The sequence below is a fragment of the Vineibacter terrae genome (assembly GCF_008039615.1).
Lineage (GTDB): Bacteria > Pseudomonadota > Alphaproteobacteria > Reyranellales > Reyranellaceae > Vineibacter > Vineibacter terrae.
This window is the reverse complement of sequence record NZ_VDUZ01000011.1, coordinates 86,669-101,082: the sequence shown is the minus strand read 5'-3', so window position 1 is coordinate 101,082 and position 14,414 is coordinate 86,669. Positions and strand designations below refer to the sequence as shown.

Annotated in this window: 13 protein-coding genes; 6 read left to right on the top strand and 7 right to left on the bottom strand. The window is 66.9% G+C overall.

Going from position 1 to position 14,414, the window contains the following annotated elements; all coding sequences use genetic code 11:
* Nucleotides 1–8 precede the first annotated feature (8 nt).
* From FHP25_RS12060 to FHP25_RS12035, 6 genes are all read left to right on the top strand, one after another.
* A complete protein-coding gene (locus FHP25_RS12060; protein ID WP_231712305.1) occupies nt 9–1,202 on the top strand; it encodes an ABC transporter substrate-binding protein in 1,194 nt (397 codons plus the stop codon).
* Between the two features lie 103 nt (nt 1,203–1,305).
* Nucleotides 1,306–2,910, top strand: a complete 1,605-nt coding sequence (locus tag FHP25_RS12055) for a GMC family oxidoreductase (protein ID WP_147847177.1) — start codon at nt 1,306–1,308, stop codon at nt 2,908–2,910.
* A 220-nt stretch (nt 2,911–3,130) separates the two neighbouring features.
* Nucleotides 3,131–3,679 (top strand): hypothetical protein, encoded by a 549-nt coding sequence (locus tag FHP25_RS12050; protein WP_147847176.1) that lies wholly within the window; start codon nt 3,131–3,133, stop codon nt 3,677–3,679.
* Nucleotides 3,663–4,430 (top strand): response regulator transcription factor, encoded by a 768-nt coding sequence (locus tag FHP25_RS12045; protein WP_147847175.1) that lies wholly within the window; start codon nt 3,663–3,665, stop codon nt 4,428–4,430. The genes FHP25_RS12050 and FHP25_RS12045 overlap by 17 nt, the downstream gene beginning before the upstream one ends.
* Nucleotides 4,414–5,943, top strand: a complete 1,530-nt coding sequence (locus FHP25_RS12040; RefSeq protein ID WP_147847174.1) for a sensor histidine kinase — start codon at nt 4,414–4,416, stop codon at nt 5,941–5,943. Before FHP25_RS12045 ends, FHP25_RS12040 begins: the two co-directional genes overlap by 17 nt.
* A gap of 530 nt (nt 5,944–6,473) precedes the next feature.
* Entirely contained in the window at nt 6,474–7,241 is a 768-nt protein-coding gene (locus FHP25_RS12035) for an SDR family NAD(P)-dependent oxidoreductase (RefSeq protein ID WP_147847173.1), read from the top strand.
* Nucleotides 7,242–7,416: 175 nt separating this feature from the next.
* On the opposite strand, the gene FHP25_RS12030 is transcribed toward FHP25_RS12035, so the two are convergent.
* From FHP25_RS12030 to FHP25_RS12000, 7 genes are all read right to left on the bottom strand, one after another.
* Nucleotides 7,417–8,271, bottom strand: coding sequence for a tetratricopeptide repeat protein (locus tag FHP25_RS12030; protein ID WP_147847172.1), 855 nt, complete (start codon nt 8,269–8,271; stop codon nt 7,417–7,419).
* Nucleotides 8,272–8,365: 94 nt separating this feature from the next.
* On the bottom strand, nt 8,366–8,779 hold the full coding sequence (locus FHP25_RS12025) for a TadE/TadG family type IV pilus assembly protein (protein WP_147847171.1): 414 nt from the start codon (nt 8,777–8,779) through the stop codon (nt 8,366–8,368).
* A 10-nt stretch (nt 8,780–8,789) separates the two neighbouring features.
* Complete coding sequence (locus FHP25_RS12020; protein WP_178133475.1) at nt 8,790–9,251, bottom strand: TadE/TadG family type IV pilus assembly protein; 462 nt, start codon at nt 9,249–9,251, stop codon at nt 8,790–8,792.
* Between the two features lie 13 nt (nt 9,252–9,264).
* A complete protein-coding gene (locus tag FHP25_RS12015) occupies nt 9,265–10,626 on the bottom strand; it encodes a pilus assembly protein TadG-related protein (protein ID WP_147847169.1) in 1,362 nt (453 codons plus the stop codon).
* Nucleotides 10,627–11,007: 381 nt separating this feature from the next.
* Nucleotides 11,008–11,973, bottom strand: coding sequence for a type II secretion system F family protein (locus FHP25_RS12010; protein ID WP_147847168.1), 966 nt, complete (start codon nt 11,971–11,973; stop codon nt 11,008–11,010).
* 15 nt (nt 11,974–11,988) lie between these two features.
* Nucleotides 11,989–13,005, bottom strand: coding sequence for a type II secretion system F family protein (locus FHP25_RS12005; protein WP_147847167.1), 1,017 nt, complete (start codon nt 13,003–13,005; stop codon nt 11,989–11,991).
* Complete coding sequence (locus FHP25_RS12000) at nt 13,002–14,396, bottom strand: CpaF family protein (RefSeq protein ID WP_147847261.1); 1,395 nt, start codon at nt 14,394–14,396, stop codon at nt 13,002–13,004. Before FHP25_RS12000 ends, FHP25_RS12005 begins: the two co-directional genes overlap by 4 nt.
* Between the last annotated feature and the right edge of the window lie 18 nt (nt 14,397–14,414).

The window sequence follows — 14,414 nt, the reverse complement described above, 5'->3', positions numbered from 1 at the left end:
CGTTGACGATGAGCGTAGTGCTGTTGGGGGCGGCGATGGCGCCGGCAATGGCGCAGATTTCCGACGACGTGGTGAAGCTTGGCGTGTTGACGGACATGTCGAGCGTCTATGCCGACATCCTGGGCCCGGGCTCGGTGGCGGCCACGCAGCTGGCGATCGACGATTTCGGCGGCACGGTCGCCGGCAAGAAGATCGAGCTGATCCATGGCGATGTGCTGAACAAGGCCGACGTCGCGGCCACCACGGCCGGCCGCTGGTACGATACCGACAAGGTGGACGTCATCCTCGGCGCCGGCGGCTCGGCCTCGTCGATCGCGGCCGGGCGCGTGGCCGCCGACAAGAAGCGTGTCTTCCTCGCGACCGACCCCGCCTCCTCGGACGTCACCGGCAAGCACTGCAACGCCTACACGATCCACTGGACATACGACACGGCGTCGGTGGCCAACGGCATCGGCGCGGCGATCGTGAAGTCGGGCGGCGCCTCGTGGTACTTCCTCACCGCCGACTACGCCTTCGGCCATGCCCTGGAGCGCGACATCTCGGCGGTCGTGACCGCCAACGGCGGCAAGGTGCTGGGCAGCGTGCGCCATCCCCTGAACACGTCGGACTTCTCGTCCTTCCTGCTGCAGGCGCAGGCCTCCAAGGCGCAGATCGTGGCGCTGGCCAATGGCGGCAGCGACACCACCAACGCCATCAAGCAGGCCGGCGAGTTCGGCATCGCCAAGGGCGGGCAGAAGCTGGCGGCCATGGTGATCTTCGTCACCGACGTCAACAGCCTGGGCCTGCCCCTGGCCCAGGGGCTGCAGCTCACCGAAGCGTTCTACTGGGATCGCACCGAGGGCACCCGCGCCTTCGCCAAGCGCTTCGCCGCCAAGATGGGCGGGCGCATGCCCACCAGCGTGCAGGCCGGCAACTACTCGGCGGCCAAGCTCTACCTGAAGACGGTGCAGAAGCTGGGCACCGACGACGCCGACAAGGTGATGGCGAAGCTGAAGTCGTCGCCGGCCGACGACGAGATCTTCGGCAAGAGCGTGATCCGCGCCGACGGCCGCAAGGTCCACGACACGTATCTGTTCGAGGTCAAGAAGCCGGCCGAATCCAAGGGCCCGTGGGATTTCTACAAGCTGCTGGCCACGATCCCCGGCGACCAGGCCTTCCGGCCGATGGACAAGGGTGACTGCCCGCTGGTGACGAAGAAGTAACGCAACACTGTCATGTCGAGCGCAGCGAGACATCTCCTCGAAATGAAGCTCCCTTCGCAGGAGATTCCTCGCTACGCTCGGAATGACATCAGGTAATGGCGTCATGGGCACCGACATCCAATACGACTACATCATCGTGGGCGCCGGCTCGGCCGGCGCCGCGCTCGCGTCGCGGCTGACGGAGGACGGGCGCACGCGCGTGCTGCTGCTCGAGGCCGGCCGGGCCAACCACTTCTGGTCACGCCTGCCCGTGAGCTTCGGCCTGCTGATCGATCATCCGGCGGCCAACTGGCGCTTCAAGTCCGAGCCCGAGCCGGGCACCGCCAACCGCGCCATCCCGGTGCCGCGCGGCAAGCTGCTGGGCGGCTCCAGCGCCATCAACGGCCTGGTCTTCGTGCGCGGCCAGCCGCTCGACTACAACTCCTGGGCGCAGTTCGGCAATCGCGGCTGGGGCTGGGACGACGTGCTGCCGATCTTCCGCCGCATGGAGACCTACGAGAAAGGCGACGGCGGCGATTGGCGCGGCAGGTCAGGCCCGCTGCGCGTATCGGAGGTGCCGGACCAGAATCCGCTCTACGAAGCGCTGTTCGCCGCCGCCGTCGCCGCCGGCTACAAGCGCAATCCCGACTACAACGGCGCCGACCAGGAAGGCATCGTCAAGACGCAGGCCACGATCAGCCATGGCCGGCGCATGAGCACGGCGCATTGCTACCTGGCGCCGGCGCGCAAGCGCGCCAACCTGCGCATCGTCACCGAAGCGCCGGCGCTGCGGCTGCTGCTCGACGGCGCGCACTGCACCGGCGTCGCCTACGAGCAGCACGGCCAGGTCGTCGAGGCGCGCGCCGGCCGCGAGGTGGTCCTGTCGGCGGGTGCCGTGAAGTCGCCGCAGATCCTGGAGCTGTCCGGCATCGGGCGGCCGGAGGTGCTGGCGGCGCACGGCATCGCCGTGCGGCACGCCCTGCCGGCGGTGGGCGAGAATTTCCGCGACCACATCAACGCCCGCATCCAGTGGCGCATCAAGGCCCATGGCGTGTCCTACAACGAGATGGCGCGCGGCGTCGGCCTGGTCGGGCAGGTCCTGAAATACCTCACAACCGGCGGAGGCTTCCTGAGCCTGCCCTCGGCACCCTTGCTGGCCTTCCTCAAGACCCGCCCCGAGCTCGACACGCCCGACGTGCAGATGCACCTGGTGCCGTACTCGATCAAGGACCCCAAGCGGCGCAAGCTGCAGACCTTCCCCAGCATGACGGTAGCCTGCTACCAGCTGCGACCGGAGAGCCTGGGCTCGATCCATATCCGCTCGGCCGACCCGCATGCCGACCCGGCGATCCGCTTCAACTTCCTGGCCGACCCGATCGACCAGCGCGCCATGGTCGACGGCTTCCGCATGATGCGGCGCATCGTCGAGGCGCCGCCGATGGATGCGCTGCGCGGCGACGAGTACTCACCCGGCGCGGCCGTCACCAGCGACGAGCAGATCCTGTCCTGGATCCGGCAGAATTCAGAGACAGCATATCATCCGATCGGCACCTGCCGCATGGCGCCCGGCCCCAACGCCGTGGTCGATGACCAGCTCAAGGTCCACGGCATCGGCGGACTGCGCATCGCCGATGCCTCGATCATGCCGACCATGCCGTCAGGCAACACAAACGCTGCCTGCATCATGATCGGCGAGAAGGCTGCCGACCTGCTGCGCGCCACAGCGTGACGCGAACGGTCCGCTCGGGACCGTTTTCGCACCTCCCCCGTCTAGTTTTTGGGACGCAATAGCACTTCATCTCACGTGCGGTGATCTGATATTCTTGGCCAGCTGTTCATAAGAATATTTCAGTTGCGTGTGAATAGGACGCCGACGCTGGCGAAAGTCGCCGCGGGGTGCGCGGGGTTGCGCATTCCCGGGCGACGACGTCGTGCTGTAGAGGCAGGTCATGACCAGGACGTTGATTCTGCAGTCGAGATTTTTCCGCGGCATTTCAGCCGCCTGGATCGTGGCAGGCGTGGCAGCCTGCAGCACGCCGCCGCCACCGCCGCCGCCGCTGCCTGTCGCGATGGCTCCCAAGCCGGTGGCGCGGCCGGCGCCGCCCAAGCCGCCGCCGGCGGCCCAGGCCGCCGCCACCGAGATATCCTTCACCCCCCAGGAAGGCCCGCTGGAGGGCAAGCCGACCACCAGCACGGTGAAGGGGCCGGAGCCCCAGGAGGCCACCGCGCCGATGCCGCAGCAGGCGCCGTCGCTAGCGGGGCTGTCAGAGGACGCCGTGACGCGCCGGTTCGGGCCGCCGGCGACGATCCGCAAGACGCCCTCGGCCAATGTCTGGACGTATCACGACCAGGCCTGCACACTTGACCTGTTCCTGTTCACCGACATGCGGACAGGGGCGCAAAAGGTTCTTACCTACCAGTTCGGCGGCAGCGGCCGAGAAACCCTAGGCGAGCGAGGCTGCCTGGAACGGCTAGGACACAATGGTAAGCAAGGGTAGTCAGTCAAAGGACGTCAATCCATCGCGGGTCATCCTCGTCGACGACGACGACATGTTCCGCGAGGCGCTGCGCAACAATCTCAAGGACGCGGGCCTGGACGTGCTCGCCTTCGGCGACAGCCGGGTCGCGCTGGAGCACCTCAAGGTCGACCGCTCGGCCACGCTCGCCCTGCTGGACTGGAAGATGCCGGCCATGAGCGGCATCGAGCTGCTGCGCAAGATGCGGGAAGCCGAGATCGATGTGCCCGTGGTCTTCCTGACGGTGCTGGGCGAGCCGTTCTACGAAGAGACGGCGCTGGCCGACGGCGCCGTCGACTTCATCGACAAGTCGCGCACCTTCACCATCATCCAGAAGCGGATCGAGATGATCCTGGCGCGCGGCCGCGAGGACGGCGGCGGCACGCTCGACAGCGGCGGCGAGCCCCTCTCCATCGGCCATCTGGAGCTCAACCCGGTCTCGTGCCGCGCCGTGTGGAAGGGCCGCCAGGTCGACCTCACCGTCGCCGAGTTCGCGGTGGTCGAGCACCTGGCGCGCAACGCCGGCCAGGACGTGCGCTATCGCGACCTCTACAATGCCGTGCGCGGCCCCGGCTTCGCCGCCGGCTTCGGCTCCGAGGGCTACCGCGCCAACGTCCGCTCCTTCGTCAAACGCATCCGGCAGAAATTCCGCGACCTGGACGACACGTTCGAATGCATCGAGAACTATCCCGGGTTCGGCTATCGCTGGAGCAGCAATGGCCCGCCCGTTTGACCTGTTGCGGCGCTATCTCTCGCCAGGCCGTTCGATTGTCGCCAGCCTGCTGATCCTGCTGATCGCCTGCAGCGCGGTGCCGCTGATCCTCTACGTGCAATTCCGCAAGGCCGACGAGGACAAGCGCACGATCGTGCTGCGCTCGGCGCAGCAGCAGGCGGCGCTGATCATGAACGGCCTGCGTCCCCTGCTCGACCAGTTCAACCCGAGCTCGATCATCCTGGTGGCCGACGCCGTCAAGGCCATGGCCAATGACGGCCTCACCATCCGCCTGCTGCTGCATGCTGCCGAGCCCGAGGGCGAAGGCGTGTTCCTGGTGGCCGCGGCACCGGACGAGACGCAGGGCGCGTTCGAGCCGGTGCGGCAGAAGCTGAGCCAGCTCGGGCTGCTGACGGAGGCGCCCAAGACCTGCGACGGCAGCGCGCCGATCGAGGCGCGGATCGGCACCGAGACCGGCTCCAACGAGCTGCTGTTCGCCATCGCCTCGACACGTACCAAGGCCGGCTGCTGGTCGGTGCTCACGAGCTGGACCGAGGCCACCTACCTCGAGACCTCGATCGGCCGGCCGTACTGGCAATCCAGCGAGATGCGGATGGCGGCCATGGTCTATGGCGGCCTGGCGATTCTGGTGGTGGGCCTGTTCCTGAGCGTGTGGCTGCACCTGCGGCGCTTCCAGCGCCTGGCCTATGACCTGCGGGCCGGCCGCAGCAGCGACTCCTTCGAGACCCTCAACCGCATGCCCGAGCTGTCGGGCGTGGCGCGCGAGTTCGACCGCCTGATCGGCGGCCTGCGCTCGTCGGCCGAGCTGATCCGCCACGTCGCCGAGGAGAACATCCACGCGCTCAAGACGCCGGTGGCGACGATCGGCCAGCTGGTGGTGCCGCTGCGCCAGACCGTGCCGCAGGGCGATGACCGCAGCCGCGAGGCGCTGGACGGCATCAGCCGCTCGCTCGACAAGATCGACCGCATCATCTCGGCCGGACGACGCATGGACTGGATGATCGCGGACCTGCTCGACCCGCGCCGGCAGCGCCTCAACATCTCGGACCTGCTCAACGACGCGGTGGTCGACTACGAGGACGAGCTCGAGCTGGCCGGCATCACGCTGGAGCGGAATATCGCACCGGGCGTGCATGTCCGCGGCGCCGAGCGGCTGTTCGATGCCATCCTGGGCAACCTGATCGAGAATGCCATCAGCTTCTCGCCGCGCGACGGCCGCATCCACCTCACGGTCCGCCCGGCCGGCGCCAACGCCGAGATCGTGATCGAGGATGGCGGCCCGGGCGTCCCGCCCGACGACCTGGAGCGGATCTTCGAGCAGAATTTCAGCCGCCGGGCGGTGGCACCCGCCTGCACCAGCCGCAATACCCTGACGGCACCCGGCATGCATCATTTCGGCATGGGGCTGTGGTTCGTGCGGCGCAACACCGAGGCCATGGGCGGCACGGTACAGGCCGAGAACATCGCCGCCGGCGGGCTACGGGTTGTCGTCAGCCTGCCGCTCGAGCGGTAGGGATCGAGCCTCCATCACAGCTCTATCACAGCATTGATACGCCGCCGCCACCGCACTTCACGGCATATAGGCGGCGGAGGATGGTTCGCTGAATGCGGACATCACTATAGCCCGAGAGGTTCCGCCGAGCGGTGATGTAGGACAGCCATCACCCGTCGTCGGATACGGAAGTCGAGATTGCGATCCAACCATCGCACCGCTTCCCCTCTCGGGCAAATTTTTTGCCCGAATTTCCCACTCTCGTATGTGATTGCGCTGGCGCGGGCTTGCGCTGCCCCCTCACAGCGGTGCCGTTCCGATGCACCGCGCCCTCCGTAGACGCCTACGGGATTCACACATCCGGTCTCAGAGAGCTTGCGTCTCGAAAAGGAGGACTGTCACCCCGAGCGCCAGCGAGGGATCTCCTGCGCAAGACGCACAATGCGCCATTCACAGGAGATCCCTCGCTGGCGCTCGGGATGACAGTGAACTGGCGCTTGGGCTGACAGTGAAGATATGTGAATGCGTAGCCGTAGGCGCAGGGGGGAAACATGAAGACCATGTTCGATCTGACGGGAAAGGTGGCCATCGTGACCGGCGGCAACGGCGGCATTGGCCTGGGCGTGGCGCGCGGCCTCGCCTCTGCCGGCGCGGCCGTGGTCGTGGCCGGCCGCAACGCCACCAAATCGGCCGCGGCGGTGAGGAACCTGGCGGCGCTGGGCGCCACCGCCGGCCAGATCGAGGTCGATGTCCGCGACGAAACGTCCGTGCGGTCGATGGTGGCCAGCGCTGTCGCCCGCCATGGGCGCCTGGACATCCTGGTCAACAACGCCGGCATCAACGTGCGCAAGCCGCCGCACGAGATCGCGCTGTCGGAATGGACCCAGGTGATCGAGACCAACCTGACCAGCGCCTATCTCTGCAGCCATGCCGCCTATCCGCACATGAAGGCGGCGGGCGGCGGCAAGATCGTGAATATCGGCTCGATGATGTCGATCTTCGGCACCTCGTACACGCCGGCCTATGCCGCCAGCAAGGGCGGCATCGTGCAGTTCACCAAGGCCTGCGCCACGGCCTGGGCGCGCGACAACATCCAGGTGAACGCCGTGCTGCCGGGCTGGATCGACACCGACCTCACGACCCGCGCCCGCCAGGAGGTCGCCGGCCTGCATGATCGCGTGCTGGCCCGCACCCCGGCCGGCCGCTGGGGCACGCCCGACGACCATGCCGGCATCGCCGTCTTCCTGTGCAGCCGGGCCAGCGACTTCGTGACCGGCACCGCCATCCCGGTCGACGGTGGCTATTCGGTACAGGGATAGCGGCGCGGCGAAGAGCCGCCACCACAGCGCGGGCGATACGTCTGTCGGCACCAACCTTTGAGGCACGATTGCGCGGACGGACCACGCGGCTCCTGCCGCGCTCTTCGTCTTGCCGCGGCAATACATGAGCGCGCCGGGAGGCGCGCGGTCCGGCACACGCCACCGTGCGTCAAACTCAGCGCCTGCCCCGCGGATAGTACTCCGGGTTGGCTCGGATCGAGGCTGTCCTGACCTCGGGTGTCGCGCCGCGAAGCTGGCCGAAATAGGCCAGGTAGCGCTGCGCGCTGGGATCGTCCATGTCGGCGCGCAGCCAGCGCATGGCCTGAGGCATGTCGCCCTGCAGGCCATAGGCCAGCGCGAGGTTGCCGCGCGTACGGCTGTTCGCCCCAGGCTGCCCGGCCGCGTCCTGGAGCAGCAGGATCGCTTCCGGGTAGCGGCCGGTGGATATGAGCGAAAGCCCGAAATTGTTGCGGGCCGCGAGATTGGCGGGATCGACCTTCAGCGCCGCATCATAGCGGGCCTGCGCCTCGGCCGGCCGGCCCAGCAGGTCGAGCGCAACGCCGGCGCCGTTGAGCGCGCGCGCATCGCCGGGCTCGGCGCGCAGCGCCGCCTCGTACTGCTCCAGCGCCAGCTCCGGCTGATCCATCGCGATCAGCGCCCCACCCAACCCGCGCAGGGCCTCGGGATCGCTTGGGCGCAGCTTGAGGGCTTCCTGGAATGATGCTGCGGCCTGCGGCACGTTGCCGGTCTGAAGCAGGGACTGGCCGATGCGCACCAGAGGCTCGGGCTCACGCGGATTGATCTCGTGCGCGCGTTGGTAGATCGGCACGGCATTCGACGGGTCGCCGCCTTCGCGCGCCCGGTCGGCAACCCGCATCAACGCCTCGTAGTTGTTGGCGGCGCCGCCGCTTTCGCCGCCTGCCGAGCAGGAAGTCGCGATCGCCAGCGCGGCGCCGAGCAGCCACCACCGGACGCGACGGGCCCCTTTGAATGCTGCAATCGACTCCACCGGCTCCTTGCCTCGCTCCATGGTTTTGTTCGGGCGCGCGCAAGTGTGATACTAGATGTTGCGGTGGGTCAACAGCACAGAAAACGACTAATTGTATGAAGTGCCAGCGTCGCGCCTACTTCGGCACGACGCTGCGAGTCTGCGCCGAGACCGTCAGCATCTTCACGGGAAGCAGACCGGAGATGAGGCTGATCTGGCCGCCGTTGGTGCTGAGGGTCGCGGTGATGGTCTTGTAGTCCACATTCGCCCCCGGCGCGGAAACCACCGCGACCTGGACGATGCCGGGGTTGATCCCCAGGACGTTGCTGCGCACCTTGGTCTGGATGTCGCTTTGCGTCGCGCTCTTGTTGAGCGTGGCATAGCGCGCGGCCTCCTCGACCGCATACTCCAGGGTGTTGCGTATCCAGAACACGCGGCCGAATTCGATGCACCCGAACAATACCAGCAGCACGACGGGACCCGCGATCGCGAACTCGATGGCCGGCCCGCCGCCCTCATCACGCGCAAGGCATCGCGCAAAAGCACGCATGGCGAGATCCTCAGGATGGCGGCACGGTGATGGCGCCCTGGGCCTGCAGCGTCGTCGGCCGCAACCCGATCAGCATGGACACCAGCGCCACGGGCGGGCGCGAGACCGAGACGGTCATGATCCGCCGCGGCGTGCCGACGGAGCATGTCCCCATCGGGCTGCAGCTGATCTGTGTGCCGTTGTTGCATTCGCAGACATAGGTCGGCGTGCTCACGGTGGCATTGGCATTGGCCGGCAAGGCGGCGCTGATCGCGCTCATGATGCCTGTCGTGTCGTTCGGATTGCGCAGCGCGAACTGCATGCCGGCCTGCACGGCGACCTGCAGCTGCTGGCGATTATAGACGTTGAGCCCGAACTCGAGCACGCCGCACAGGGCCAGCGCCAGCACCGGCAGCGCGATGGCCGCCTCGATCGCCGAGACGCCGCGCTGGTCCGCGCCGAGGCGACGCCAGAGATCACGGAGCGATGCCATGCTGCGCCTCCCTTCACTCGCCCAGGCGGATGTCATCGTTCAACGCGCCGTTGAGCGTCGCCTGCGCGATCGCCCGGAACGCCGCCAAGAGCTCGCTGACGGTGTTCGCCGAATACCGCTTGGTCTCGTCGTAGGCGCAATCCTTCCACAGGCCATCAGCCCGGGTGTTGTTGGCGGGAATGTTGTAGCCGACCGTGTAGACCACGATCCCGGCGGTCCGCATCGCATCACAGAGCTTGCGTGTCTGCGTCGTCGAGCTGTCGCTGCCCCGGTAGTAGGTGTTCATGTCGAAATCCGACAGGATCACCACGGCCTTGTAAGTGCCAGTGCCGTAGCTGTTGGGCGTGCTGCCGCCGGTCCACAGGCTCGCCCATTTCGGCGACAGCAGATACCAGCTCCATGCCGCGCCCAGGTGGCCGGCGGTCGAGCCGGCCGCGCTGAGGCCGTCGATCGTGGCCTTCAGGGTGTCGCGGCTGGTCGACAGCGACTGGATCGTCGAAGCCGCTGACGGCTGGTTGGTGCTGATGCCCCAGCTCCGGTAGCCATAGAAGTCACCGAGATACTTGTTGGCTTCCGGCAGATCGTCGGTGTACTGCGCGCTGCCGGTGCGCTCGACCACGCTGCTCCACTGGATCGTGGTGGCGTTCTGCCCATACCCCGAGGTGGTGGTTGGGATCGTCAGGTTCGTCACCTTCTTGAACAGCGTGACACTGCCGATCGTGCCGGTGCCGACATTCACGGCGGACGAGTACGGCACCAGCGCGACACGCGACGTGTAGGGCGTCTGCTGATCCTGAACGACGGTGTCGATCAACGCCTTGGCGGCATCCTGCATCGCCTTCAGCTTGGTGATGCCGGGAAGCTCAGTGTCGTAGCGCATGGATCCGCTGACATCGAGCATCATGGCCACCTCGAGGTTCTTGCCGAGGATGGCGGGCTTGTAGGCCACCGACCGGGCACTGGCCGTCGCCGCCACGGGGCTGAAGAAGCGCGGCAGGGGCCGCGATATCGTGACCTCGACCGTATTCGGCTGGCCGGCATACGGCCCCGTCACGGCCGGTGAATCGAGCGTGAAGGAATGGCTGGCCGCCTCGACGTAGCCGTTCCTCTTGGCGTCGTTGAGCGCCACCTGCCGGGCCGCCGTCGCCGAGCCGCCACTCTTGATGACGCGCACGCCCGCGACGGTGGCGGCATCGGCCATCTGCTGCGTCCGGCGCTTCTCCATGTACCAGGCGCCGGTATCGATCGCCAACGCCAGCGAGCCGATGATCAACGGCGCGGCAAGCGCGACCATCACCAGCGACGCGCCGTCTCGTCCGCTCTGCAGCCGGCGGATCGTGCCGAGCAGCTTCTCGGTGACAGTGGAACGCGACATGACAGCCTCACGGTGCAGCGAGGCCCACTCGATGACGCGGCGGCGGAGACAGCCTTCGATACCGGCAGCGCGACACAGCAAACGGCGCCCGCGGGCAACCGCCTCGACACACCGCTTCGCCTGACACTGCAGATTTCCGGACAGCCTGATGCCTGAACCAACGATCTCGAACAGCCACGCTTGTTATGACTTGTTTTGAAATACATCCGGGTGGAGGAATGAACCCGGCACGCCTACTACATCTCTTCTTGGTGGCGAGCAGATATTTTCTTAATGCCAACTCGCCTTATGGGTTTCCATACATTGACCAACAAGCGATGTCAAAATGAAACAATCAAAACCTGCTCCGCCCCTTCTCGATGACCCGGGTCAGGGCCGCCCCTACTTCATGGCGTCCATGATGTTGATGATCGACGGCCCCAGAATGACGATGAAAAGGGTCGGAAGAATGAACACCATCAAGGGAACGGTCATCACCGCCGGCAAGCGGGCGCCCTTCTCTTCGGCCTTCATCATGCGCTCGCTGCGGTACTCCGCCGCCAGCACCTTGAGCGACTGCGCCAGGGGCGTGCCGAACTTCTCCGTCTGCCGGAACGTATTGACCAACCCTCTGATGCCGGCCACGTCATTGCGCGTTGACAGGTTCTCCAGCGCCGCCTGGCGATCGGGCAGGAAGGTGAGCTCGATCGCGGTGAGCTGCAGCTCGTACGACAGCTCGGCGGACAGGTTCTGCAGCTCCTTCGCAACCCGGGTGAGCGCAGCATCCAGCCCCAATCCTGCCTCGACACAGATGGTCAGAAGGTCGAGCCCTTCCGGCAATGCCCGGGTGAGAGCCAGCTTGCGGCGCTCAGCCATGTTCTTCAGGAAGATATCCGGTGCCAGCCACCCCAGCAGCACGCTGCCCACGGCAGCGATCGGCTTCATCATGTCCGGCAGCGCCAGGACCTTGAGAACATAGATGGCGAGCACGGCCAGCAGGCCGAAGACCATCGGCAGGCACATCTTCAGGAACAGGAAGAGCACGATGGCATCCTTGCCGCGAAAGCCGGCTGCCGTGAGCTGCTGCTGCGCCTTGGCCGAGCTGTCTCCCTTCAAGGCGTTCAGCCTGGTCAACAGGCGGCGCAGCATGCTTGTCGTCGCCACCCGCCGCGACCGGCGCTGCCCCGCCATCAGCTCGTGCTTCAGCCGCGTGCGTCGGTCCTGCAGCGCGCGCAGGCGGCCGGCGTAGCTCTCCGCCGGCAGCAAGGCCCGCCACGCCGCCAGGGTGACAACCAACGCTGCCATCCCGGCCGCAAAGACGACGATGTCCTCGCCGGTCAACCCGAGGAAGAACACGTGGTCCATCATGGCGGCGCCTGCCTTTCAGATATCGAATGTGGCCAGGCGCTTCATGATGAAGAGGCCCACCGCCATCATGCCGCCGGCGATCATGAGCATCATGATGCCGCGGGGATCGGTGAACAGCAGCGACATGTATTCGGGGCTGAGAAAATAGATGAGCCCGCAGACCGTGAACGGCAGCGCACCGATGATCATCGAGGTTGCCCGTGCCTCCGAGCTGAACGCCTTGATCTTGAGCCTCATCTGGCGCCGGTCGCGCAGCAGCTTGCTGAGGTTGGCCAGGGTCTCGCCGAGGTTGCCGCCGGTCTCGCGCTGGATCGACATGCTGATGATCAGGAAGTTGAACTCCGCGGCGCGGATGGTGTCGGCCGCGTTCCAGAACGAGTCTTCGAGCGAGCCGCCGAGCCTGACCTCGTTCGTCACCTGGGCAAACAACGGCCCCACGGGTTCGCTCATGTCGCGCCCGACGGTGGCGACCGCCTCCTGGATCGGAATGCCGGAGCGCAAGGCACGCACGATCAGGTCGATGGCGTCGGGGAACAGCGCATTGAACCGGTCGGTCCGGCGCTGCCCCAGAATGCCGACCACCATGTGCGGCACGCCCACGCCGACCGCCACGCCGCCGATCAGAACCAGCGGCAGGCTCTGCCCGACGAAATACAAGGCACCGCTGCAGGCGATCCCGACGGCGAGGCAGCCAAGGAGGTAGTCACCCACTGTCCATTTGCGGCCGGTGCGCTGCAAGCGCGCGCGCAGCTCCTCGCGGTTGGGCAGGAAGCGCTTAACGAGCTGGTCCAGCAACGGATGCCGGCTGTCGACATCCACCTTCCTGAGGTGCGCCCGCGCCTGCTCCGCCTGACGTGAGTCCATGCCCCGCATGCGCCGGCTCATCGCGTCGAGGCGCTCGCGCACGCGCCGCTCCTGGCGGCCGGCAAACAGCGTGAAGTACGTCACGCAGAAGAAGCCGAGGATGATGGTCGCCAGCGCCAGCAGAACCGAGGGGTCGGCGGTGCCGAAGATCTGCTCCAGGCCGCTCACCCCATGGCCTCCATCAGCGCCTTCTCGAGGCCGAAATACGCCGCCTTGGGCATGAAGTTGGGCCGCAGGCCCGAGCTCTTGAAGACGCCCAGCAGCTTGCCGTCGGGCCCCTCGCCCTTGAACTCGAAGGTGAACAGGTCCTGGGTGGTGATGACGTCGCCTTCCATGCCCGTCACCTCGGTGATGTGGGTGATGCGACGCATGCCGTCGCGCATGCGCTGGATCTGCACGATCATGTGCAGCGATCCGGCGATCTGGGTACGCATCGCCTTGTTCGGGATGTTGAGGTTGGCCATCGCCAACATGTTCTCGAGCCGGGTCAGCGCCTCGCGCGGCCGGTTGGCGTGCAGCGTGCCCATCGAGCCGTCATGGCCGGTGTTCATCGCCTGCAGCATGTCGACCGCCTCCGGCCCGCGCACCTCGCCCAGGATGATCCGCTCCGGCCGCATGCGCAGCGCGTTCTTCACCAGGTCGCGCATGGTGATCTCGCCGCTGCCCTCGAGGTTCGGCGGCCGCGTCTCCAGGCGCACCACATGCGGCTGCTGCAGCCGCAGCTCGGCGGCGTCCTCGATGGTCACCACGCGCTCGTCCAGCCCGATCATGCCCGAGAGGGCGTTCAGCAGCGTGGTCTTGCCCGAGCCGGTGCCGCCCGAGATCAGGACGTTGAGCCGGCAGCGCGAGGCGATGCGCAGCACCGTGGCCATCTGCGGCGACATGTTGCCCTGTGTTGCCATCTGATCGAAGCCGATCGACTTCTTGCCGAACTTGCGGATCGAGATGCTGGGCCCATCCAGCGCCAGCGGCGGGATGATGATGTTGACGCGGCTGCCGTCGAGCAGGCGGGCGTCGGCGATCGGGCTCGATTCATCGACCCGGCGGCCGATGCGGCTGACGATCCGGTTGCAGACGTTCAGCACATGGGCGTTGTCGTCGAAGACGACATCGGTCATCTCCAGCTTGCCGCGGCGCTCGACATAGACCTGCTTGGGCCCGTTGACCAGGATGTCCGTGACCGTCTCGTCGCGCAGCAGGGGCTCGACCGGCCCCAGGCCCAGCATCTCGTCGAGCAGCATGGCAAGCAGCTCATTCTGCTCGGCGCGATTGAGCTGCACCTTCATCTCGATCAGGATCTCGCGCACGAGGTCGTCGAGCTGGTGCTCCAGCTCATGCCGCGGCAGCTCGGCCGCCGCCGCGACGTCCATGCGCTTGAGCAGCATGGACTGCACGGTCCGGCGCGACTGCTCCAGGCGCGCCCGGATCGCCTTGCCGGCCGCGTCAGCCGATCGCGCCGCTTCCGGAACCGGCTCGGGCACAGCGAACAATACAGGCGCCTGCACAGCCTTGGGCATGGCCGGAAGCTGCACGACGGCGGCCCGCGGTGCCGTCGGCATCGACGGAACGACGCCCTG

What these genes read in the sequence shown, in the direction of transcription:
- FHP25_RS12000 (WP_147847261.1), bottom strand. Translation starts at nt 14,396, where the DNA reads ATGCCGACGGCACCGCGGGCCGCCGTCGTGCAGCTTCCGGCCATGCCC.
- FHP25_RS12010 (WP_147847168.1), bottom strand. Translation starts at nt 11,973, where the DNA reads ATGATGGACCACGTGTTCTTCCTCGGGTTGACCGGCGAGGACATCGTC.
- FHP25_RS12050 (WP_147847176.1), top strand. Translation starts at nt 3,131, where the DNA reads ATGACCAGGACGTTGATTCTGCAGTCGAGATTTTTCCGCGGCATTTCA.
- FHP25_RS12030 (WP_147847172.1), bottom strand. Translation starts at nt 8,271, where the DNA reads ATGGAGCGAGGCAAGGAGCCGGTGGAGTCGATTGCAGCATTCAAAGGG.
- FHP25_RS12060 (WP_231712305.1), top strand. Translation starts at nt 9, where the DNA reads ATGAGCGTAGTGCTGTTGGGGGCGGCGATGGCGCCGGCAATGGCGCAG.
- FHP25_RS12055 (WP_147847177.1), top strand. Translation starts at nt 1,306, where the DNA reads ATGGGCACCGACATCCAATACGACTACATCATCGTGGGCGCCGGCTCG.
- FHP25_RS12020 (WP_178133475.1), bottom strand. Translation starts at nt 9,251, where the DNA reads ATGGCATCGCTCCGTGATCTCTGGCGTCGCCTCGGCGCGGACCAGCGC.
- FHP25_RS12040 (WP_147847174.1), top strand. Translation starts at nt 4,414, where the DNA reads ATGGCCCGCCCGTTTGACCTGTTGCGGCGCTATCTCTCGCCAGGCCGT.
- FHP25_RS12015 (WP_147847169.1), bottom strand. Translation starts at nt 10,626, where the DNA reads ATGTCGCGTTCCACTGTCACCGAGAAGCTGCTCGGCACGATCCGCCGG.
- FHP25_RS12045 (WP_147847175.1), top strand. Translation starts at nt 3,663, where the DNA reads ATGGTAAGCAAGGGTAGTCAGTCAAAGGACGTCAATCCATCGCGGGTC.
- FHP25_RS12025 (WP_147847171.1), bottom strand. Translation starts at nt 8,779, where the DNA reads ATGCGTGCTTTTGCGCGATGCCTTGCGCGTGATGAGGGCGGCGGGCCG.
- FHP25_RS12035 (WP_147847173.1), top strand. Translation starts at nt 6,474, where the DNA reads ATGAAGACCATGTTCGATCTGACGGGAAAGGTGGCCATCGTGACCGGC.